The organism is Pseudarthrobacter oxydans, from assembly GCF_034258515.1.
Taxonomy (GTDB): Bacteria; Actinomycetota; Actinomycetes; order Actinomycetales; family Micrococcaceae; genus Arthrobacter.
In genome coordinates this window covers 1,208,016-1,228,930 of record NZ_CP139438.1, presented here as the reverse complement: position 1 = coordinate 1,228,930, position 20,915 = coordinate 1,208,016, and the positions used below count along the sequence as shown (strand labels likewise).

Below are 20,915 nucleotides of genomic sequence, written 5' to 3'. Positions count from 1 at the left end.
ACAGCTCCTTAGTCCGCTTGCCCCCCATTAAAGCCCCGGTGGCGGCAGCTCCAGTACGGGCTTTAGGCCCGATTGCCGGGGTTACGGCTGGCGGACCGCCAGGTCGGCGTTGACGCGGCCGTGCGCCCAGTATGTTTCAGAGCCGGCCTTCATCTCGGCTGTTGATTCGATGTTGAAGCGGACTGAAGCGTTGGTGGCGCCGGCATGGGACTTCCACGCAAGGGCGGCCACCGCGGCAACGATGGGCGCGGCCATCGAGGTGCCGCTGCCGATGTCGTAACCGAGGGAGCGGCCGTACTGCCTCGCGATGGCGAATTTGTGGTTGGGGAAGGTGGAGTAGACGCTGACTCCCGGTGCTGCGACGTCCACCCAGGCTCCGTAGGTTGAGAATGAGGCCTTGGCGTCCTTGTTGTCGGTGGCTCCGACGGCGATGACGTTGGCATAGGCGCCGGGGTACATCATGGTTGTGTTGCCCCCGTTGCCGGCGGCGGCAACGAGCACCACGCCATCGCGCCAGGCGTTATTGACGGCGGTCTCGAGAGTGGTGGTCGCCCCCACGGCAAGGCTCATGTTAATCACCTTCGCACCGCTGCTGACCGCCCAGTTGATGCCGTTCGCGAGGCCTGAGCTGGATCCCATCCCGGTATCGTTGAGGACTTTGCCGGCCAGGATGGTGCAGCCCGGGCAAACGCCGGCGACGCCTATGGAGTTCTCCGACGTGGCGGCAACGATCCCGGCAACGTGCGTGCCGTGGCCGTAATTGTCCTCGTTGTTTCGTGCAGTGGTGAAGTTGGCCCGTGCAACGACCTTCGGGTTGATGTCCGGGTTGTCGGTTGCGACGCCGGAATCGAGGACGGCAACGCCTATCCCGCTGCCGGTGGTGACAGTCCACGCTTCCACGGCGTCCACGTCGGCGTCGGCGTATTTTGGGTCGCCGCTGACAGTCACGGTGCCGGCGGTGTTAGTGAACGACTGGCCATCGTTTTGCAGGGCGTATTGGCGCGGAAAGTATTGATCGTTCGTGGCAGGCCTGACGATCTTGTCCGGCTCGGCGTACTCCACCATAGGATTCCGGCTGAGGGCTTCAATAAGTTGAAGTTCCTTCCCCTCCGGCACCTCTATTAGCCGGGCACCGGTGCTGCCGATTTCAGGGCCTTCGCTGAGGCCGTGCCCGCGCAGGGTGCCGGCCGCGGCGCCATCGTCACGGAATTTCACCATAATCTGGCCCGCGACAAATGAAGGCTCGGCGGCTGCGTTGCCCTGGGCCGCAAAAGCAATTCCGCTTATTCCCATGATTGCCGCCAAGAATCCGGCGATGCCTGCTTTTTTCATGGGGTTATCTTGCTCCGATCACCACCGGCTGGATAGTGCCCCGGACAAATCTTTTTTAGCGCGCACCCATCCGTAATGCGATACAGCCCGAATTGCTGGCATAACCCTTTGGGCCGGCCGGTAAACATAACCGGCTAACCCATGAACCCCATATCGCATTCAGGAGAACACCATGGCAACACACACGCACACAGGCACGGCAACCCGCACCAACGTGCAAAAGGCATCACTGGCCGTAGGCGCAGTATTCCTGCTGGTCGGCGTCCTGGGCTTCGTTCCGGGCATCACGGCCAACTTCGAACAGCTGCACTTCGCCGGCAGCCATTCCGAGGCCATGCTGCTGGGCCTCTTCCAGGTCTCGGCCCTGCACAATATCGTCCACCTGCTCTTCGGCGCAGCCGGCATCGCCCTGGCCCGAACCGCCGGCGGCGCCCGTTCCTTCCTGCTCTACGGCGGCATCATCTACCTGGTCCTCTTCGTCTACGGCCTGGTGGTCCCCCAGGACTCCGCCGGCAACTTCGTCCCGCTGAACAGCTTCGACAACGTCCTGCACCTGCTGCTCGGCGTCGGCATGGTGGCCCTGGCCCTGGTGCTCACCAAGGGGCACAGCAAGGCCCGCGCTTAACGGCAGTTTCCGGCGGCAGCCCCGCCTGGCACCAACACGGCAATGCCCCCGTCCGCAGCCTCCCGCTGGGGCCGGGGGCATTGCCGTCCGCGCTCCCGGGCGCTACTTGAGGCTGAGCACCTCGTCGATGGGGCGGCCGTTGACGAACACCTGGGCACTCGTGGCCCCGGACGCGGCCATGGCGGTGTACTCCAGCTGGCCCTTCGCTCGCGGGATGTCGCACACGCCGCCCAGCATGAACTGCCCGGTGAGCCAGATGGTGATCGTGCTTCCGTTCAGCTCACCGCCCAGATAGCTGAGGTTCGACTGGTACAGGACGTTCACCAGCCCCGACATCCCGACGTCGCGGCTCTTGTTCGCCAGCAGCGCGCCGATGCTGGGGCCCACCTGGTCGGTGAAGCGCACGGGCGCGGTGGTGGTGGCGACGAGGCTGTCGCCGCAGCCGATCCTGGGCCCGGAGACGCCGTTGTCGTCCACCGCCACGTAGTAGATGGTCAGCGGCGCCACCTGTTCCGGGAGTCCGGTAGGGCTTGGTTCCGCCGTCGCCGGCGGGCTCGCGGGAACGGACGACGGCGGCGCTGTCGCCGTGGGGGACGCGGTCACCGGCGCGCTGGTCTGCGAGGTGGGGCTCGCCGTCGCGCTTGAAGCGGAGGGGCTCGGGGAGGCGGAGGTGCTGGTAGGCGCCGGGGACGGCGGGCCAAAACAGCCTGTGAGCATGAAAAGCGCGGAGAACCCCAGAACGCTGAGTGCCGACAGCCTCGGCCTGGCCATGTTGCCCCCTTGGGTGTGGACCCCGGTTTTTCGGGGAGCCACTTTCAAGCTACGCCTGAGGCTTCACCGTGAAACAGGGACTTAGGTCCGGGCCAGCGCGGAACGGCCGGCACAGGGTTGTTGTGCCCATCGCCGGATGCTGTGAAAGTGTGGAAGCATTCGGTGGGGCCGTTCCAGGTGCCCATGACAGCAGTTGGGGGCAAAATGGCGGGTCGGGCACAATCACGGCGGCACCTGCTGGCATCTGGTTTGATGCTGGGGACGCTTGCCGCGGCCGGCTGCGCGGCCCCCGACGGACCTGCCACCAAGACAAGCAGCGCCCCGCCGGTCACCAGCGCACCGGCATCCGTCGCGGACACTTTCCCCAGGTATGACTCCCTGCGGGCAGAGCTGATCGCCGCCCTGGAAGAGAAGCTGCCCAGCATCACCTGGGCCCGGGACAAGCCGGCCGCCCTGTCGCGGTTGGACGACGGCCGGTGCATGCTGTACCCGCAGACGATGAAAAGCAGTGCGGACGTGGTGGAACCCTCGAACCATTTCGCAGACATTTTCTCCGCCGGCGACCCCGTCCTGGCCAGGCACGGCTTCCCTGCCTTTGGCGGGACAGACGATGTCCCTGGCGGCTGGGTGGTGGCGCGCAGCACTGATGCGGCCGGCGCCACCCTGACCATCGAGTCGAAGAGCCCGGCCTACCTGCGCATCAGCGTGCCGGTGAACTCCGCGACCTGCGATCCGGCCGAGCTTCCCCAGAGCTGAGGGAAGTTCTGCCCATCGCACCAGTGGCCGCAGCAGGCCTACGATGGCGCTGGTACGGCGTCGAAACGAGGGGGACGGACGAATGCCCGGGTTTTACGGCGCAGACATTGAACAGTTAAGGGCGCTGGCCAGGTCGATGTCCCAGCAGTCCGAAAAAATGGCCTCGCTGTCCGCGGAACTGGGCCAGCTGCTTTCCAGCGTTCGCTGGGACGGGCGTGACGCCACGGTGTTCCGGGCGGCCTGGGATGCCGGGCACGGGCCCATGCTGAAGCGTGTGGCGGCGGACCTGCAGAGCCAGGCGCAGGACTTGTTTCGCGACGCGGACGAGCAGGCAAGGGCCAGTGCCGGTACAGCCGGAGGCGCGGCGAAACCTGATGGTTCAGGGACGCCGGACTCCAACCCTCCCGGAGACCCGGGGCCGCTGGACCCCGACCGCCCCGACGTGGATGTGCCGGGCGATGTCCGCGAGGATCCGGATGCCGGCGATCCGGCCGACATCAGGCAGGGACAGATCGGTGACTGCTGGCTCCTGGCGGGGATGGGGTCGGTGGCCCAGATGCTTGAACGTGAAGGCAAGGTTGATGAGTTCCTGGCTGAACACCTGCGGCCGGTGGGTGATCCGCCCACGCACTGGGTGGTGACCCTGTACCAGGACGGCGAGCCCGTGGAGGTAACGGTTGAGGCCAAGTCCACCGAGGGCGGCGTCAGGGGTGCCGACGGTGCGCCGAACTGGCTGTCCATCTACGAACGCGCTGCCGCGGAACAGCGGGGCGGTTCCTACGAGGATATCGACGGCGGGTTCAGCGATGAGGCCATGGAGCTGATGACCGGCAAGTCCGCGGACCGGGACGGCGAGATGGACCTGGCGGGAATCGAGGACAAGCTCGGTGAGGGCCAGGCGGTGTCCGTGGGGAGCCAGGACGTCAAGGACGATGACTTCGACTGGTTCTGGGAGTCCGATGAGGTCAGCCGCACCGATGTGGTGCCCAACCATGCGTACATTGTGGTGGATGTGAAAACCAACGGTGACGGTGAAAAGGTGGTGGTCCTGGCCAACCCGTGGGGACCGTCGGGCGGCTACATGGCGGGCGATGACGACCAGAAGTCGGGCACCTTGGAATTGACCGAAGACGAGTACAAGGAAAACTTTGACTCGGTGTACTCAGTGGATCTGAAGTGAGGATGGCCGTGGAAGAGCTTGTTACAGTCCGGCAGGGCATGCAGCCCAACTTCGGCGGTGTGCTCGTGGGAATCGTGAAGATCGGGTTCACCGGCGGCGCCCCTGCCATCCAGGTCTGGATCCGCGCCGGAGGGCAGGAACGCAAGCAGGCTTTCCGTGAAGGGCAGTCGGTGGCCCTGCCGGGCGCGGGCACCCTCCGGTTCGATTCCATCCGGCCTGCTGACGGGGAACGCACAGCGTCGGCGGACCTCACCTACTCCGCCTGAGCACAGCCGCCCGGGCGGAAACTGTCAGTAGGGTCCAAGGCCCGCCGCAGAGCCCCTTCCCCGCCATTGTGGCGGCGGCAGGGCGGGCGATACGATGCTCCCGGGGAGAGGTCCTGGTCTCGCGTGAGCACCGTTAGGGGACCATCCAGTGACCGACTTCTTCACCATGCAGCCCGGCGAAACCGCAGCACCCCTGCCGCCGGGGCCGGTCCTCTGCACCGGGACTGCGGCAATGCGGCGCATCCACCGTTTTTTCCTCTGGGCTTACGACGAGGCACCCGGCCTGGTGCGGTCCGTGGCGCCCGGCGATACCGGCCGGGCAGCGTATGTGGGTGAGGTGCTCGGCAACTTCGACAAGGTGCTCCACGTCCACCATGAGGGCGAAGACCTGCTCATGTACCCGCAGCTGGCGGAACGGGCACCGGCCTGCGCCCTGCACGTGGGGCTGATGCTCGAGCAGCACAGGCAGGTCACGCAGCGGCTTGAGGGCATTGAACCTGTCCGCCTGCGCTGGATGCAGAAGGCGGACGCGGAGGCGGGCGAGGAACTCGCCGGCCTTTACGAGGACCTCTCGTCCGTCCTCAAGGTGCACCTGCGGCGCGAGGTCACCGAGGTGATGCCCGTCGTGGACCGGGTGATGGACCAGAAGGAGATGGAAGGGGTGGGCCAGCACGGGATCGAGCAGTTCGACAAGAAGTTCATGGTGGCCTACCTCGGCATGGTGCTGGCCACCAATCCTCCCCAGGACCGGAAGGAACTGTTCAGGGAGATTCCACTGCCGGTCCGGCTTGCCTACCGCCTGGTCGGGCGCCGGATGTACCGCCGGCAGTATGCCACGCTCTTCCCTGGGCGCCCGATTCCCGAGACGCTCTGAAAGACAGCCATGGTGTTCCTCCGCTAATCGGCTTCCTCATCGTTTGCGGTGGTCTCGACCCAGTCGATGGCCTCGTCAGGGAAATAGTGCCCCGGGGTTTCGCCCTGGCCGGCCCACCATGAATCGTCGCCGGCCGGTCCGCCGGCCTGGGCAATTTCGGCCACCACTGCCGGGGGCACCACGTCGCCGTTGTTCTCGATCAGCCACTCCTGCGTGGATGGCTGCAGCTTTGCCCACCACTGTTCGATGCCCATGACTGAAGTCTCCCACGCCAGCAGGACTCTGGAAGGGCCCGGTGAGGTTAAATTTGGCGGCTTTGGCGGCGGACGCCGCCGGGGCTGCTCCTGTAAACTCCTTACGGCCACAACGTACGGTTTCCTGAGCGGAGTCCAAGCGTCGGGAAAGGCCCCGGGCTCAGCCGGTGTACAGGGGGGAAGCAGATTCATGCCATTGTCGAAACGACTCTTGGGCGCGTTTGGCGCCTTTGTGCTGGCGGCCGCTGTTCTGCCTGCAGCCGCGCCGGCTGTTGCGGCACCCTCTGCGGCCGCGTTCGAGCCGCAAAGTCCCGGCGGCAGCGAACGGTACCTGGTCAGCTTCGCCCCGGGCGCCGACGTCGCCAATGAGGCCCAGGGCCTACGCTCCCAAGGCGTGGCCGTGGGAAAAACCTTCTCTGCCGCGGTACGGGGTGCAGTCATCACAGCCACCTCGGGGCAGGCGGCTGCCCTCGCCCGTTCACCCCGGATCTCCGCCATCGCCCCGGATGCGCCCGTTTCCCTGTCCGAGACCCAGCAGTCGCCGCCATGGGGGTTGGACAGGATCGACCAAAAGGCGCTCCCGCTCTCCGGCACCTTCGCGCCGCCGTCCTCCGGGGCCGGCGTCAACGCCTACGTCATCGATACCGGCGTGTTCGCCGCACACACTGATTTTGGCGGACGGGTGACTGCGGGCTGGACCGCCGTTGCTGACGGCCTGGGCAGCGGTGACTGCAACGGCCACGGCACGCACGTGGCCGGCACCATCGCCGGGAAAGCGTTCGGGGTGGCGAAGGCAGCCACCATCGTCCCGGTTCGTGTCCTCGACTGCCAAGGCTCCGGCTATGACTCGGACGTCGTCGCCGGTCTTGACTGGATAGCCTCCCACCATGCCGCGGGCACACCCGCCGTCGCCAACCTCAGCCTTGGCAGCGGCGCCAACAGCGTGGTGGACGCGGCCGTCCGCGGAGTCATTAGCGACGGCGTCACAACAGTTGTGGCTGCCGGCAACACCTCGATAGATGCCTGCACCCGGTCACCGGCACGGGTGCCCGAGGCGCTGACTGTCGCAGCCAGCGATTCCTCGGACCGCCAGGCATGGTTTTCAAACTATGGAAGCTGTGTTGACCTGTATGCGCCCGGCGTCGGCATCCTGTCGGCCGGGCACACCTCGACGACGGCTACGGCCACCATGAACGGCACGTCCATGGCGGCCCCGCACGTTGCGGGTGCAGCTGCGGTTGCCCTGTCCCAGAACCCCGGGCAGACGCCGGCCGGGATCTCCGCCGAACTGACTTCAGCCGCCGCCGCGGGTGTTATCACCGGCGCGTCACCGGGCACCCCCAACCGTCTGGTCAACACGGGGCGTGAGGCGTGGCTGCCGGCTCCTGTCGTGGCAGAACGGGACTTTACCGGAGACGGCCTGCCCGACCTGCTGGCCAGGGACACCAGCGGCACCCTCTGGACCTACCCCGGCACCGGCAACGGCCTCTTCGGCTGGCGCATCAAAGTCGGCGACGGCTGGAACGTCATGACCGCCATCAGCGCCGCCGGCGACCTCACCGGCGACGGCAAACCCGACCTCGTAGCCCGCGACACCAGCGGCACCCTCTGGACCTACCCCGGCACCGGCAACGGCCTCTTCGGCTGGCGCATCAACGTCGGCGACGGCTGGAACGTCATGACCGCCATCAGCGCCGCCGGCGACCTCACCGGCGACGGCAAACCCGACCTCGTAGCCCGCGACACCAGCGGCACCCTCTGGACCTACCCCGGCACCGGCAACGGCCTCTTCGGCTGGCGCATCAACGTCGGCCCCGGCTGGAACGTCATGACCGCCATCAGCGCCGCCGGCGACCTCACCGGCGACGGCAAACCCGACCTCACCGCCCGCGACAGCGACGGCACCCTCTGGACCTACCCCGGCACCGGCAACGGCCTCTTCGGCTGGCGCATCAACGTCGGCCCCGGCTGGAACGTCATGACCGCCATCAGCGCAGCCGGCGACCTCACCGGCGACGGCAAACCCGACCTCACCGCCCGCGACACCAGCGGCACCCTCTGGACCTACCCCGGCACCGGCAACGGCGTCTTCGGCTGGCGCATCAACGTGGGGCCCGGCTGGAACGTCATGACCGCCATCAGCTAGCCAGCGGGCTTGATGAACCGGCGCACACGGTGGCCCTTATTTGGGTGCGGAACGCGTCCCTGAGTCCGTGCCCGGCCCTCGTGTTGCAATGAAGTTCCAGTCGAAGGAACCGTCATGGCGCAGTGTCAGCCGAAGGAACCCGTGGGTATCGCTGAACCGGTTCTCGATATACCGCGGACTGCTGGTGAAGGGGCGGAGTCCAATGCCGCCAGTGGAAACCTGGAACGCCGTCATCCCGTCATCGACGCATTCGTCCCTGTTGTTCACCGGGCATGACCGCTCGTAGTTGTGCTGCGACCCCGACAGTGTCAGGCGCACCCGGTGCTTCCACATCACGTCGATCCACGGCTTGTGGTCAGCAGCCCGGTTGTGCTCGGACGTGTTCGACGTGAAGTAGGGCTCGTGGTGCACCACCGCCAGGTGCTTCCCGGCCGCCTTCGCAGCGGCGAGATCCTTGTCCAGCCATCTTGTCATCGCCCGGGCCTGTGCTGGGTTGTACCGCCAGTGCGCTGAGGACAGGAACGCGAAGTGCCAGTTCCCAAAGTCCTTCGAGTACGCCTCCCCGTTCTCGATGCGCCCACGCTCCCCGTTGACCGCAGCCTTCTCCGGAGACCCCGGGCACTGGCCGTTCATGAAGTTGTCGAGGTCCTCATTGCGGCCGGGTTCCCAGTCATGGTTGGGGGCCGAAACCCAGTACAGCTTGGGCATTGTGCCACTCCATAGGGTCGCCCAATAGTTCACGTAGTCGTCGCAATAGGCGGTGTCGTACTGGAAGTCACCCAGACCCAGGAACGCGTCGATCTGGTCGTCCTGCACGAGTCGGCTTATCGCAGCAGCGTTCCGGCCGGACGGGCTGTCAGGGTCAGTGTTCCCTGCGTCGTTCATGTCGCCGACGGCAGCGATCCGGACATCAGGTGCAGGGGGCGCAAACCCGTTGGGAAGCCCCGGGGGTTCCGGAGGGCCGGCGCAGCCCGCCGTGGATACCATCAGGACGGCCGCGGCAATCGCAGCCGCACTGCGAAAGGGTCTGCGACGACGGCGTGCTGACTGCATCCGATAACCCCCTGGAGAGGCCGAACCGGAGGTCAGCGTCCCCAGGAAGAAGCCGGGACCCGCCGGCAGTCTTGATATTCCTAAGTGCTGGACCGGCTGTCAAGGGCGCGCACTGCCATGGAAAATCTCAGCGCACGGCTTTTGTAGCGGCTGACGAACCCTCCGGAGAGATAAGAAAGCCGTGGAGCAGGGAGGCCGTCCCCTGCAGATGATCGGCAGCTACCTGGTAGGCGCCCTCCGCGTCGCCACGGAGTATGGCATCGATGAGCTCCTGATGCTGCCGGTTGGAATGCTCAAGGTTGGGCTCCAGGAACGGGATGCGGTCAAGGAGGTCGCTGACCCTCGCCCGGGCGTCTGCGACGGCGGCAACGAGGCTGGGTGATCCGCACACTTCCGCGATGGCCACGTGAAACCGCGCATCCTTGGGCCTGTACAGTTCCGCGGGTGCCCCTGCCACGTCGGCGAGGGTGTCGAGCAGGTGGCGTCGCTGCCGCGGGGAGAGCATGGCCTGCGCGGCCAGCGACGCTGCAGCAGGTTCCAGCACGGCGCGGAAGGTGAGGACGTCGTTGACCTCCGCCGGGTCCAGGCCTGCGCTACCCCTCAGCTCCCCCAGCCTCCGCGCGGATACATAGGTGCCCCCGGTCCGGCCGCGGCGGACTTCCACATAGCCGGCCTTTTGGAGCTCCGCCAGGGCGTCACGCAGCGTTGCCCTGGACACGCCCAGCAGTTCCGAGAGCTCCCGCTCGGCCGGCAGCTTGTCGCCCACACCAAAAAGCCCCAGCTTGATGTTTTGGAGCAGCCGTTCGATGGTTTCCTCAAAGGCGTTCCCGTGCCGGACCGGCCGTATGAGCCTCGTGGGGACCCCAAGCAGTGACTCTTCCATGAGTCCATCCTAGCGCGGTCTAATAACAGGCCTATTGCCGCTTCCCGCACAGGCCGAGCCTGCGGGAAATTTTCCGAAATTTGAATAGAAAAACGAATATTGCTTGACTCCGTGCGGTGACGTGCACCACACTGGCAAAGAACTTTTGGACTAATTACAGACCATTAGAACCCTTGAAAGAAGGGAATTCCCATGTCATTACATCCCTCGGGGCAGCCCGTCAATGACGACGAGGGCTACCTCCACCACCGGCAACTCAAACGCGGAGCGGCCGGATGGGTCCTGCTCGCCGGGCTCGGAGTTGCCTACGTGATCTCCGGAGACTTCGCCGGCTGGAACCTGGGCCTTGCCCAGGGCGGCTGGGGCGGCCTGCTCATTGCGTTCATCCTGATGGGCATCATGTACGCCTGCATGGTGTTCGGCCTGGCCGAACTTTCCTCCGCACTGCCCGCCACCGGCGCCGGCTACGGGTTCGCGCGCCGGGCGCTTGGCCCGCTGGGCGGGTTTGCCACCGGGATGGCCGTGCTGATCGAATACGCCGTGGCCCCCGCCGCCATCGCCACCTTCATCGGCGGCTATGTCGAAGCCCTGGGGCTCTTCGGCCTCACGAACTCCTGGCCGGTCTACCTTGTTGCCTTCGCCGTCTTCGTCGGGATCCACCTCCGCGGCGTCGGCGAGGCACTGAAACTGATCTTTGCGATCACCGCAATAGCCGTCATCGCCCTGGCGGCAGTGGTGGTGGGGCTGGTACCGCACTTCAACGCGGCAAACCTTTTCGATGTTGTGCCGGACGGCTCACCGACGTCCAGCGCTTTCCTTCCCATGGGCATCGGCGGTGCCGTGGCTGCCCTCGTATATGCCATCTGGTTCTTCCTCGCGGTTGAAGGCGTCCCGCTGGCAGCGGAGGAAACGGCGGACCCCAAAAGGGACATGCCCCGCGGCATCATCGCCGCCCTCGTGGTCCTGGTGGTCTTTGGTGCCCTCATGCTGGTCCTGGTTCCCGGTGCCGCCGGCTCCGAGGCGATGGGCGCCTCAAGCAACCCCCTTCCCGAAGCAATCCGCCTGGCCTACGGGGGCAATACGATCCTCGCAGACTTCGTAAATTATGCGGGGCTCGCAGGGCTGGTGGCCAGCTTCTTCTCCATCATCTACGCCTATTCCCGGCAGCTCTTCGCCCTTTCCCGCGCAGGGTACCTTCCCAAGTGGCTCTCCCTGACAGGCAAACGGCGCACTCCATACTGGGCCCTCATCGTCCCCGGCGCCCTCGGGTTCGTCCTGGCTGCCACAACGGGCAACGGCGCCCTGCTCATCAACATTGCAGTCTTCGGAGCCACGGTCTCCTACGTGCTGCTGAACCTTTCGCACATTGTCCTGCGCATCAAGGAACCCGACCTTCACCGCGGGTACCGGACACCGGGCGGCGCCGTCACAACAACCGTTGCCCTCGTCTTGGCCGCCGTCGCCGTCGTCGCCACGTTCGTCGTCGATGTCATGGCAGCGTCCATCACCGCCGCCGTGTTTGCCGCCGCGCTCCTCTACTACTGGTTCTACAGCCGGCACCGGATTGTGGCCGGTGCGCCCGAAGAGGAATTTGCCCAGCTCGCGGCAGCGGAAGCCGAACTCAGCAACTAATACCGCCCCCGCGTCCTGCGGAGAGCAAAAATCACGCAAATCATCGGATCGAAGTTACGGATATCAAATGACCAACCACACCACGGGAAACGACTCCCAGGCCGCGCTGACTGTCGAAGACCTGAAGCGGAAGGTTGCTTCGGGTGAGATCGACACGGTGGTCGTCGCAATCACCGATTCGCTGGGCCGTCTCCAGGGAAAGCGCTGCGGCGCAAGGTCGTTCCTTGAGGACGTCCTGGGACACGGAGCTGAAGGCTGCAACTACCTCCTCTCCGTCGACGTCGAAATGAACACCATTGATGGATACGCGATGTCCTCGTGGGCAACCGGCTACGGCGACATGGTCATGAAGCCCGATGTCAGCACGCTCCGGCTTGTTCCCTGGCTGGAAGGCACGGCAATGGTCCAGTGCGACATCTTCTGGCTTGACGGGCGTCCTGTAGCCCAGTCCCCCCGCCAGATCCTTCGGGCTCAGATCGAACGGCTCGAGGCCCTCGGCTACCGAGCCCACATTGGCACGGAACTCGAATTCATCATGTTTGACGACAGCTACGCCGAAGCATGGGATAAGCACTACGTCGGGCTTAAGCCCTCAACCCGCTACAACGTTGATTACTCGCTGCTCGCCACGGCAGGCCTGGAACCCGTCATCCGGGACATCCGCACGAGCATGGAGAACGCCGGGCTTGTAGTCGAGTCCTCGAAGGGCGAGTGCAACCACGGCCAGCAGGAAATCACGTTCAGGTATGCAGAGGCGCTTCGGGCCTGCGACAACCACGCGTTCTACAAGAACGGCGCAAAGGAAGTCGCAGGGAAGCACGGCAAGAGCATCACGTTCATGGCCAAATACAACGAGCGGGAGGGCAGTTCCTGCCACATCCATTTCAGCCTGACGGACCTGGACGGCAACCCGGTACTGGCCGGTGGCGGGGAGCATGGGTTCAGCCCCGTCATGGAGAACTTCGTCGCGGGCCAGCTGGCAGCCATGAAGGAGCTTTCGTACTTCCTGGCGCCGAACATCAACTCATACAAGCGTTTCGTCGAGGGCAGCTTCGCCCCAACCGCCATCGCGTGGGGCCTTGACAACCGCAGCTGCTCGCTGCGCGTCGTGGGCCGCGGTCCCGGCCTTCGGGTGGAAAACCGCGTGGGTGGCGGCGACGTCAACCCCTACCTTGCGGCGGCGGCCCTCATCGCTGCAGCCATCCACGGCATCGAGAATGATCTGCCTTTGGAACCCATCATGCTGGGAAATGCCTATGAGTCCGCCGCGGACAGGATCCCCACCACTCTCAGGGAAGCGCGCGCCCTGCTGGTCACCAGCGAAATCGCCCGCAAGTCCTTCGGCGACGAGGTTGTGGACCATTATGCGCACGCTGCCGCCGTAGAACTTAAAGCCTTTGACAGTGCCGTGACGGATTGGGAGCACAAGCGTGGCTTTGAACGTCTCTAATGCTTACCGGCCGCGCATCGGCCTCACCACCTACTACCAGGAGGCGGCCTGGGGGGTCTGGAAAGCGGACGCGGCAATCCTGCCCGGAACCTACGTAGAGGCGGTTGTTGCGGCGGGCGGTACACCTGTCCTGCTGCCGCCGATCGGCACCGACACCACCGTCGTCGAGCTTCTGGATGGGCTTATCATCGCGGGCGGCAGCGACGTCGGGCCTGAGCACTACGGTGCAGAGCCTCATGAAATGACCCGCTCGCAACCCGGCCGGGACACCCATGACATCGCGCTGACCAGGGCGGCGCTGGCCACCGGACTTCCGTTGTTTGCCATCTGCCGGGGAGCCCAAATCCTCAACGTGGCTCTGGGCGGATCCTTGATCCAGCACATCCCTGACGTCACGCCGGGTTCAGCGCAATACCAGCCGGCGCCGGGCGTATTTGGCACTGTCAAATTCACCACCAGGCCTGGCAGCATCAGCGGCCGCCTGCTCGGGGAACGTGCCAGCGCCCCCTGCTACCACCACCAGGCCATGGACCGCATTGCGGACGGCCTCTGCGTGACGGCGGCGGCGCAGGACGGAACCGTACAGGCCCTTGAGACAACAGCCGGCGGCTGGGTGCTGGGGGTGCAGTACCACCCCGAACAGAATCCGGAGGACCTGCGGCTCTTCAAGGGGTTCATTGATGCAGCCCGCACCTACCGCACAGAACGAACGGAGAACTTAGTCGATGTCCAGCAGCATGTTTGAGGTCCTGAACCCGGCCACCGAAGAAGTCATTGAAACGGTTCCGCTCAACTCCTTAGAAGAAACGGACAGGGCCATCGCGAAGGCCGCCGCGGCTTTCGAAGCCTGGCGCAACGTCCCACCCGCAGACCGGGCGATGCTGCTGCGCCGCTTCGCCGCTGCCGTGGATGCGGACCTCGAGAACCTCGCCCAACTTGAAGTACTCAACGCCGGCCACACCATCGGCAACGCGCGGTGGGAGGCCGGCAATGTCCGGGACGTCCTCAACTACTACTCCGGGGCATCGGAACGCCACCTCGGACAGCAGATCCCTGTAGCCGGCGGGGTCAATATCACCTTCAACGAGCCATTGGGTGTTGTGGGCGTCATTGTCCCCTGGAACTTCCCGATGCCCATCGCCGCATGGGGCTTTGCCCCCGCCCTGGCCGCGGGCAATACCGTGGTCCTCAAGCCCGCCGAACTGACACCGCTGACTGCCCTGCGGCTTGGCCACCTGGCACTCGAAGCCGGACTGCCGCCGGGTGTCCTGCAGATCATCCCAGGCAAGGGATCCATCGTGGGGGAACGCTTTGTGACCCACCCTGCCGTACGCAAGGTGGTTTTCACCGGGTCAACGGGCGTGGGCAAACGGATCATGGCCGGGTGCGCCGAGCAGGTCAAGCCCGTGACGCTGGAACTGGGCGGCAAAAGCGCCAACATCATCTTCGCTGATGCGGACCTGGAGGCGGCCGCCGCCGCCGCGCCGGGCGGGGCCTTCGATAATGCCGGCCAGGACTGCTGCTCCCGCTCCCGCATCCTGGTGCAGCACAACGTCTTCGAGAAGTTCCTGGAACTTCTCGAACCTGCGGTCAAGGCGCTGAAGGTCGGGAACCCCGGGGATGAAGACGCGTTCATGGGGCCTTTGATTTCCGCCGCGCAGCACCGCACCGTGTCCGGCTTCGTGCCCGACGGGGCTCCCGTGGCGTTCCGCGGGTCGGCGCCTGAAGGGAGGGGGTTCTGGTTTCCTCCCACCGTCCTGACGCCGTCCCGCGAGGACAGGGTGATGAAGGAGGAGATCTTCGGTCCGGTCGTGGCAGTGGTGCCCTTCACGGACGAGGCTGACGCGCTCCGCCTTGCCAACGACACTGTCTACGGCCTGTCCGGCTCCATCTGGACCCGGGATGTGGGGCGGGCGCTGCGGGTTGCCCGCGGACTCGAGTCCGGAAACCTATCCGTCAACTCGCACTCATCCGTCAGGTACTCCACACCCTTTGGCGGCTTCAAGCAGTCGGGCCTTGGCCGCGAACTGGGCCCTGACGCACTGAACGCCTTCACCGAAACCAAGAACGTCTTCATTTCCACCACCGACTAAGCAGAGCAAGTAAGGAATAGCACCATGATTGAAGTCATCTCCAGCCGCCTCAAGGGCCGCAGCGCCGTCATCACCGGCGGTGCCAGCGGAATCGGGCTGGCCACGGCACGCAGGTTCGCTTCCGAAGGGGCCCACGTCGTCATCGCAGACCTCGATTCCACCGCCGGCCAGCAGGCTGCCGAGGAAGTAGACGGGCTGTTCGTAAAAGTTGACGTCACCAGCGAGGAGGAGGTCAGGAACCTCTATGCCGTCACCAATGAAACATACGGAAGCGTGGATATCTCGTTCAACAACGCCGGGATTTCCCCGGCGGATGACGCCTCCATCATCGATACGGGAATCGACGCCTGGCGCCGGGTGCAGGAAGTAAACCTCACCTCCGTGTTTTACTGCTGCAAATACGCCCTGCCGTACATGCAGGCACAGGGCAAGGGGTCAATCATCAACACGGCGTCCTTCGTGGCGGTGATGGGTGCCGCCACGTCCCAGATTTCCTACAGCGCGTCCAAGGGCGGTGTCCTGTCGATGAGCCGTGAACTGGGGGTCCAGTTCGCCCGCGAGGGCATCCGCGTCAATGCCCTCTGCCCGGGTCCCGTCAACACGCCGCTGTTGAAGGAACTGTTTGCCAAGGATCCAGAGAAGGCTGCGCGAAGGCTGGTCCACGTTCCGCTGGGACGGTTCGCCGAGCCTGAGGAACTTGCCGCTGCCGTTGCCTTCCTGGCCAGCGACGACGCATCCTTCATCACCGCCTCCACCTTCCTGGTAGATGGCGGCATTGCCGGAGCCTACGTCACCCCCGAGTAAACCAGGAACAGGGGAAACGATTGCACCGCCGACGGCCGCCGCACCGCAGACGCGGCGGCCGTCGGCGGAGCAACGGCCAACCCGTTGACGGAAGGGTTAATCCAACGTTAGGATTTACCCACTGCGCGCTGGGGTGCCCGACCAATATCTGGAAGGACCCCAAAATGAACCGCATGACCCGCCTCGTCCTCGCCTCCGGCGCTGGCCTGGCTCTCGCCCTCGCCGGCCGTGGCCGCGCCGCCGTCTGACTCCCGCAGCAACCCCGCCCAGGTGGAACACGTCGAATACAGCTTCCCCAACGGTTCATCGTATGAGTACCGCGGCGCGACGCGCGTCACCGATGAGGGGTACTACACCACAAACACCCGCGATCAGATGACAGTGCAAAACGACGGGGGCACTGTGTCGACGTTTGACTACAAAACGCACTACATGCTGAACGACAAGGTGACAAAAATGAACAGTACGAGCACCTTTACCGAGGACGGCGACACCTGCCGCAGCGGTTCCCGGACCGTCACCACCAACGGGGAGACGCGCACGCACAACTCGCGGTCGAGCTGCTAGCACGCGGGTCCGCACGAGTTCGAAAATGACCTGGACGGGCAGGTTTAGTGCAACGGCTCTGCGGACTCCATGGCCGTGAGCCGGGCAGCGAGTCCGGTGAGCCCGGAGATGGTTGCCGGCCGGGAGTAGAGATACCCCTGGGCGTGGGTGCATCCGAGGCGCCGCAGGTGATCGCGCTGGGCGGCAGTTTCGACGCCTTCGGCCGTGGTGGCCAGCCCGAGTGCGTGGGCCAGCCCGACGACGGCGCCGACGATGGCGGTGTCCTCGGCGTCGGTGCCAAGGCCGGCCACGAAGGACCTGTCGATCTTGACCACATCCACCGGGAAGCGCTTCAGGTTGGTCAGCGAGGAATAGCCCGTGCCGAAGTCATCCAGCGCGATCCGGATGCCCATGGCCCGCAGCTGCCAGACGGTGGAGATGTTGCTGCTGTTGCTGTCCAGCAGGGCGGACTCAGTGATCTCAACGCACAGTGCGCCGGGCGGAAGCCCGGCCTCGCGAAGGGCACGCGCCACGACGTTCACCATGCCGGGGCTGCTGAGTTCAACGGCGCTGACATTGACAGACACGTGCTGCGGAGCGCGTCCGGGATCTTTGCGCTGCCATGCCGCGACCTGGCGGCAGGCTTCGGGGATCATCCAGCGCCCCAGGGGAACGATCAGCCCGGTTGTTTCCGCCACGTCCAGGAACTCGGCCGGCGCGAGCAGGCCCCGGTCCGGATGGTCCCAGCGCACGAGCGCCTCCACGGAGGCAAGGCTTCCGTCGGCCAGGCCAATGACGGGCTGGAAGAGAACGCGCAGTTCGCCGTTTTCAATTCCCTGCCGCAGTTCCTTCTCGGTGCGCAGCCGGTTGTCACGGATGGCGCGCAGGTTCCTGTCGTAGAACACGTACCGGCCCCGGCCTGCTTCCTTGGCCCGGTACATGGCGATGTCGGCGTTTTGCAGCAGGTCGGCCGCGGTGCTGTCCCGGCCGGACAGCGCTATGCCGATGCTGGCGCTGGTCCGGAAGACGTCGCGGTCGATTTCGTACGGCCGCTCCAGCCCGTCCAGCAGGCGGCGGGCCGTGGCTTCAGCTGCGGCCCGGTCCTGGACGTCTTCGCAGAGCACCACGAATTCGTCTCCTGCCAGGCGGGCCACCGTATCGTCCCCGCGCCCCATGGAGCGCAGCCGCCGGCCTACTTCGATGAGGAGGAGATCGCCGGCGGCATGTCCCAACGTGTCGTTGACGGCCTTGAAGCCGTCCACGTCCACGAAGAACACGGCCACATGCGTGCTGCGGTCCTGGGTCCGCGAAAGGGCATGGCTGATCCTGTCCATCAGCAGCACCCGGTTGGGCAGGCCCGTTAGGCCGTCATGCATTGCCTGCCGGGTGAGCAGCTGCTCAGCTTCGCGGCGGCCCGTGATGTCCTCGAACTGGGCAACCAGGTACAGCGGCACGCCACGGTCATCGGCCACCACCGCGCTTGTCATCGACGTCCAGACGATGTCGCCGCCGGCGTGCAGGAAACGCCGGGAAGCGGTGTACTCAGTGACTTCTCCGCGCAGCATCTGTGCCAGCCGGTGCCGGGCCGCGGACCGGTCCTCCGGCACGATGAAATCCAGGACACTGCCGGGCTCCACGTCCGAGGGCGTGCGCCCCAGGAGGGCGTAGAAGGCGGAGTTGGCCCGCAGCACCTTGCCCGCCTCTCCGGGGTCCAGGCTGAGGAGTGCGATGCCGATCGGGGCGTGCTCAAAGGCAAGCCGGAAACGTTTCTCACTGAGTTCAAGCTCTGCGGCGCCCTGCCGGCGCACAGCATTCAGCTCCGCTTCGGCTTCAAGTTCCGCCAGGCGCTGCCGCTCGATCAGGTCCTCGAAAATCGCCGGTCCCGCCAGCATGGATGCGTACGCCCGGCGCAGCGTCCAGTAGTAGACGCCCACTCCCGCCGTTGTCATCTCCCACAACGCGTCATGCCAGGAGATGCCCTCCCTGGAGGCGTGGCCCTCGAGGACGTCCAGCCCCAGGAAAGGCAGCAGCGGATGGACAGCGTGGAGGCCGTGCCCGACGGAGCAGGTAAAGAAGATTGCTGCCGTAGCAGTCCCCAGCCGGTTCCGGCGCACCTGCCCGGACCGGGCCAAGGGCACAATGATCGCCACCGAAATCGCCAGGTAAGAGACAGCCACCACCGTATTGGCCGCCGACGAGAGCCACCACCAGTCCACCCGCTTCCCCCTGCGCCTAGACGGAACACGTGCGTATTCGGTTCCGTGGATCACTTGATACTGGATGGGTGGCAGCTTTTCGTCAACCATGGCGCTCGGCAAGGGCGTGGTTGCATAGAATTAACGCCCTGCCCGCACAGGCAGGAGTACCGCGCTTGTCCAACACACGCGTCCGACGTTGCACTAGGCTGGAATCCCCCGTACCGACTCCGGATCCACCCCAGACAAGCGAGGCATATCGTGCACCAGGACGCCGCCCGGTTCCTGTCCCAGCCGGTGGCCGCCCAGCCCGGCGCTCCCCTGCGCGTCGCGGTGTACTCACGGATCGCCGCAGCCATCCGCAACGGCCTGCTCACGCCCGGGTCCATGATCCCCACCGAAACCGAACTCGGCACGGACATGAAGGTCAGCCGCACCGTGGTCCGCGAGGCCCTCATGCTGCTCGAGGAGGACGGTCTCATCAGGGCGCGGCGCGGCGTCGGGCGTTTCGTCTCGGACACGCTCCCCCGCATCGGCATCGAGCGCATCCAGCCGTTCGAGGACGTCCTCGGCAGCCCCGGCCAGCAGGTGGAGGTCAAGCGCACCCAGGTGGTCCGGCAGGCCGCCTCAGAATTCGTCGCCCCCGGCATCGGCGTCGAGCCCGGCACCGACTGCTGGCTTTGGGAATCGGTCCTGATCCGCGACGGCGAGGCGATCGCCCACCTGCAGGAAAACGTCACCGCCCAGCCGGTCAGTGTCGGCAAGGGCGCCGCCGCGCCCCTTGAGATAGAGGACGACGGCGGCGCCACCTTGCTTGCCGCGCTCAACAACCAGCTGGGCCGGCTGGCCGGGCCGGGCGAGTGCCAGATCAGCCTCAGCCAGGTGGGACCCAGCCGGGCGAAGCTGCTGGACCTGCGCCCGTCGGACCCGGTGCTGGTCCTGACGCAGTACGTGCGGAACGGCAACCGGCCCTTCTATCTGGCCAAGTGCCTGGTCTCGGCCCGGGCCGGCCACCTCTCGGTGATGCAGCAGTTCCAGTCCTGAACCCACGCCCGGCGCCGAGTTTTTGGGCAGATAACCGGACTTCGCCACCGGCAAAGTCCTCGTACCAGCCCAAAAACTCCAAGGCTGATGGAAGCGGTGTCCGCTTGTCAGGCCTCAAGCTCGCGCTTAAGATTCTCAACCACCGCCTTGTTGTTCCGCGGCACCATGAAGGCCATGACAGGTGTCATCAGCATCTTCAGTCCGGAAGGGTGCAACTCCACCGAACGCGTGAACCTGGTGCCCTCCCCCGCCGGTTCGATCGTGTAAGAAATAGTGGGCTTCAACCCCCCGAACTCGCCCCGGAACACGAGGCGCGCATCCTGCTGGACTTCAACCGCGGTCAAGGTGCCATCCGTTGTTCCCATGAACGGCTTGAATTTCAGCGGGTAGGTCTTGCCGACCACGGGGATAGGGTCGGTGCCAGCCGGCACCGACTCAACGTCCGTGTGCCACTTGGGTTCATTCCGAAGATCGGCCACGAACCGGAAGACCTCTTGGGGCCTCCGGGCAAGAATGACCGTCTCTGCAGACTTGACCATTTTTCCTCCTGGATCTGTTCGGCCCAAACGACCCATCACTGGCGGACCGTCCAGCCGACAGTTGCGCTTATTTATGGTTTTATGCCCGCCAAGCCACAGCGTCAGTGCTGGCTGATGGCGGCGTCTTCCATCAAGAATGAAACCGGGCTACGGCCCTGCTACCAGAATTTCCCAGATGGCGTCCTCGCAACCCGGGACATGCGTGCCGGCGTGGACCTGAGCGAACCGGCTCACAACCTGGCCCGAATTATCAAAACCAAAGGCGTCAGCAGCATCTTTGATCTCATTGACGATGGCGGAAACGGCTCCGGGACCGTCTGTGACGGCGTGGTCCGAGATCCCAAGTCCCGTGCACGCAGCGTGCGCATTGGCGATCTCGGCCGAAGCCGGGACAGCGCCTGCAGAAAGCACAACGAATATCGCCGCCGCGGAAGAAGCGGCAACACGCTTAACGTTCATGGATACCTCCTGA

At 65.4% G+C, this 20,915-nt stretch carries 20 protein-coding genes; 12 read left to right on the top strand and 8 right to left on the bottom strand.

The window, feature by feature from the left end; all coding sequences use genetic code 11:
- Nucleotides 1–81: 81 nt before the first annotated feature.
- Nucleotides 82–1,332, bottom strand: coding sequence for a S8 family serine peptidase (locus SMD14_RS05650; protein WP_321215652.1), 1,251 nt, complete (start codon nt 1,330–1,332; stop codon nt 82–84).
- Between the two features lie 172 nt (nt 1,333–1,504).
- On the opposite strand from SMD14_RS05650, the gene SMD14_RS05645 reads away from it, so the two are divergent.
- Nucleotides 1,505–1,957 carry a DUF4383 domain-containing protein gene (locus tag SMD14_RS05645; RefSeq protein ID WP_157238814.1) on the top strand — a complete coding sequence of 151 codons (453 nt, stop codon included), beginning with the start codon at nt 1,505–1,507 and terminating at the stop codon, nt 1,955–1,957.
- A 102-nt stretch (nt 1,958–2,059) separates the two neighbouring features.
- On the opposite strand, the gene SMD14_RS05640 is transcribed toward SMD14_RS05645, so the two are convergent.
- Nucleotides 2,060–2,728, bottom strand: coding sequence for a hypothetical protein (locus SMD14_RS05640; protein ID WP_321215651.1), 669 nt, complete (start codon nt 2,726–2,728; stop codon nt 2,060–2,062).
- A 252-nt stretch (nt 2,729–2,980) separates the two neighbouring features.
- On the opposite strand from SMD14_RS05640, the gene SMD14_RS05635 reads away from it, so the two are divergent.
- From SMD14_RS05635 to SMD14_RS05620, 4 genes are all read left to right on the top strand, one after another.
- Entirely contained in the window at nt 2,981–3,484 is a 504-nt protein-coding gene (locus SMD14_RS05635; protein WP_321215650.1) for a hypothetical protein, read from the top strand.
- A gap of 82 nt (nt 3,485–3,566) precedes the next feature.
- On the top strand, nt 3,567–4,664 hold the full coding sequence (locus SMD14_RS05630) for a C2 family cysteine protease (RefSeq protein ID WP_321215649.1): 1,098 nt from the start codon (nt 3,567–3,569) through the stop codon (nt 4,662–4,664).
- 8 nt (nt 4,665–4,672) lie between these two features.
- Entirely contained in the window at nt 4,673–4,930 is a 258-nt protein-coding gene (locus SMD14_RS05625) for a hypothetical protein (protein ID WP_321215648.1), read from the top strand.
- Between the two features lie 148 nt (nt 4,931–5,078).
- A complete protein-coding gene (locus tag SMD14_RS05620) occupies nt 5,079–5,804 on the top strand; it encodes a hemerythrin domain-containing protein (RefSeq protein ID WP_321215647.1) in 726 nt (241 codons plus the stop codon).
- A 23-nt stretch (nt 5,805–5,827) separates the two neighbouring features.
- Here SMD14_RS05620 and SMD14_RS05615 read toward each other — a convergent pair whose 3' ends face one another.
- Nucleotides 5,828–6,058 carry a hypothetical protein gene (locus SMD14_RS05615; RefSeq protein WP_157238817.1) on the bottom strand — a complete coding sequence of 77 codons (231 nt, stop codon included), beginning with the start codon at nt 6,056–6,058 and terminating at the stop codon, nt 5,828–5,830.
- 190 nt (nt 6,059–6,248) lie between these two features.
- On the opposite strand from SMD14_RS05615, the gene SMD14_RS05610 reads away from it, so the two are divergent.
- The gene (locus SMD14_RS05610; RefSeq protein ID WP_321215646.1) at nt 6,249–8,204 is read left to right on the top strand and encodes a S8 family serine peptidase; all 1,956 of its coding nucleotides are present in this window, start codon (nt 6,249–6,251) and stop codon (nt 8,202–8,204) included.
- A 36-nt stretch (nt 8,205–8,240) separates the two neighbouring features.
- Here SMD14_RS05610 and SMD14_RS05605 read toward each other — a convergent pair whose 3' ends face one another.
- Nucleotides 8,241–9,191: a hypothetical protein gene (locus SMD14_RS05605; RefSeq protein WP_321215645.1), complete on the bottom strand. Its 951-nt coding sequence runs from the start codon at nt 9,189–9,191 to the stop codon at nt 8,241–8,243.
- A gap of 193 nt (nt 9,192–9,384) precedes the next feature.
- Nucleotides 9,385–10,140, bottom strand: a complete 756-nt coding sequence (locus SMD14_RS05600) for an FCD domain-containing protein (protein WP_321215644.1) — start codon at nt 10,138–10,140, stop codon at nt 9,385–9,387.
- Nucleotides 10,141–10,332: 192 nt separating this feature from the next.
- Here SMD14_RS05600 and eat point away from each other — a divergent pair, with 192 nt between their 5' ends.
- From eat to SMD14_RS05575, 5 genes are all read left to right on the top strand, one after another.
- On the top strand, nt 10,333–11,772 hold the full coding sequence (gene eat, locus SMD14_RS05595; protein ID WP_321215643.1) for an ethanolamine permease: 1,440 nt from the start codon (nt 10,333–10,335) through the stop codon (nt 11,770–11,772).
- A 67-nt stretch (nt 11,773–11,839) separates the two neighbouring features.
- The gene (locus SMD14_RS05590; RefSeq protein ID WP_321215642.1) at nt 11,840–13,222 is read left to right on the top strand and encodes a glutamine synthetase family protein; all 1,383 of its coding nucleotides are present in this window, start codon (nt 11,840–11,842) and stop codon (nt 13,220–13,222) included.
- Nucleotides 13,203–13,967, top strand: a complete 765-nt coding sequence (locus SMD14_RS05585; RefSeq protein WP_321215641.1) for a gamma-glutamyl-gamma-aminobutyrate hydrolase family protein — start codon at nt 13,203–13,205, stop codon at nt 13,965–13,967. Before SMD14_RS05590 ends, SMD14_RS05585 begins: the two co-directional genes overlap by 20 nt.
- On the top strand, nt 13,948–15,315 hold the full coding sequence (locus tag SMD14_RS05580) for an aldehyde dehydrogenase family protein (RefSeq protein WP_321215640.1): 1,368 nt from the start codon (nt 13,948–13,950) through the stop codon (nt 15,313–15,315). Before SMD14_RS05585 ends, SMD14_RS05580 begins: the two co-directional genes overlap by 20 nt.
- 24 nt (nt 15,316–15,339) lie before the next feature.
- Nucleotides 15,340–16,119: a 3-oxoacyl-ACP reductase gene (locus tag SMD14_RS05575; RefSeq protein WP_409339710.1), complete on the top strand. Its 780-nt coding sequence runs from the start codon at nt 15,340–15,342 to the stop codon at nt 16,117–16,119.
- Between the two features lie 611 nt (nt 16,120–16,730).
- On the opposite strand, the gene SMD14_RS05570 is transcribed toward SMD14_RS05575, so the two are convergent.
- Entirely contained in the window at nt 16,731–18,971 is a 2,241-nt protein-coding gene (locus SMD14_RS05570; protein ID WP_321215639.1) for an EAL domain-containing protein, read from the bottom strand.
- A gap of 150 nt (nt 18,972–19,121) precedes the next feature.
- Here SMD14_RS05570 and SMD14_RS05565 point away from each other — a divergent pair, with 150 nt between their 5' ends.
- Complete coding sequence (locus tag SMD14_RS05565) at nt 19,122–19,904, top strand: GntR family transcriptional regulator (protein ID WP_104997112.1); 783 nt, start codon at nt 19,122–19,124, stop codon at nt 19,902–19,904.
- A 107-nt stretch (nt 19,905–20,011) separates the two neighbouring features.
- Here the strand turns inward: SMD14_RS05565 and SMD14_RS05560 are convergent, their stop codons facing one another.
- Both SMD14_RS05560 and SMD14_RS05555 read right to left on the bottom strand, forming a co-directional pair.
- On the bottom strand, nt 20,012–20,443 hold the full coding sequence (locus SMD14_RS05560) for an SRPBCC family protein (RefSeq protein WP_321215638.1): 432 nt from the start codon (nt 20,441–20,443) through the stop codon (nt 20,012–20,014).
- Between the two features lie 147 nt (nt 20,444–20,590).
- On the bottom strand, nt 20,591–20,902 hold the full coding sequence (locus tag SMD14_RS05555) for a hypothetical protein (protein WP_321215637.1): 312 nt from the start codon (nt 20,900–20,902) through the stop codon (nt 20,591–20,593).
- Nucleotides 20,903–20,915: the final 13 nt, after the last annotated feature.

Coding starts and splice junctions, on each gene's coding strand:
- SMD14_RS05650 (WP_321215652.1), bottom strand. CDS start 1,332: ATGAAAAAAGCAGGCATCGCCGGATTCTTGGCGGCAATCATGGGAATA.
- SMD14_RS05645 (WP_157238814.1), top strand. CDS start 1,505: ATGGCAACACACACGCACACAGGCACGGCAACCCGCACCAACGTGCAA.
- SMD14_RS05640 (WP_321215651.1), bottom strand. CDS start 2,728: ATGGCCAGGCCGAGGCTGTCGGCACTCAGCGTTCTGGGGTTCTCCGCG.
- SMD14_RS05635 (WP_321215650.1), top strand. CDS start 2,981: ATGCTGGGGACGCTTGCCGCGGCCGGCTGCGCGGCCCCCGACGGACCT.
- SMD14_RS05630 (WP_321215649.1), top strand. CDS start 3,567: ATGCCCGGGTTTTACGGCGCAGACATTGAACAGTTAAGGGCGCTGGCC.
- SMD14_RS05615 (WP_157238817.1), bottom strand. CDS start 6,058: ATGGGCATCGAACAGTGGTGGGCAAAGCTGCAGCCATCCACGCAGGAG.
- SMD14_RS05610 (WP_321215646.1), top strand. CDS start 6,249: ATGCCATTGTCGAAACGACTCTTGGGCGCGTTTGGCGCCTTTGTGCTG.
- SMD14_RS05605 (WP_321215645.1), bottom strand. CDS start 9,191: ATGGTATCCACGGCGGGCTGCGCCGGCCCTCCGGAACCCCCGGGGCTT.
- SMD14_RS05600 (WP_321215644.1), bottom strand. CDS start 10,140: ATGGAAGAGTCACTGCTTGGGGTCCCCACGAGGCTCATACGGCCGGTC.
- eat (WP_321215643.1), top strand. CDS start 10,333: ATGTCATTACATCCCTCGGGGCAGCCCGTCAATGACGACGAGGGCTAC.
- SMD14_RS05590 (WP_321215642.1), top strand. CDS start 11,840: ATGACCAACCACACCACGGGAAACGACTCCCAGGCCGCGCTGACTGTC.
- SMD14_RS05580 (WP_321215640.1), top strand. CDS start 13,948: ATGTCCAGCAGCATGTTTGAGGTCCTGAACCCGGCCACCGAAGAAGTC.
- SMD14_RS05575 (WP_409339710.1), top strand. CDS start 15,340: ATGATTGAAGTCATCTCCAGCCGCCTCAAGGGCCGCAGCGCCGTCATC.
- SMD14_RS05570 (WP_321215639.1), bottom strand. CDS start 18,971: ATGGTTGACGAAAAGCTGCCACCCATCCAGTATCAAGTGATCCACGGA.
- SMD14_RS05560 (WP_321215638.1), bottom strand. CDS start 20,443: ATGGTCAAGTCTGCAGAGACGGTCATTCTTGCCCGGAGGCCCCAAGAG.
- SMD14_RS05555 (WP_321215637.1), bottom strand. CDS start 20,902: ATGAACGTTAAGCGTGTTGCCGCTTCTTCCGCGGCGGCGATATTCGTT.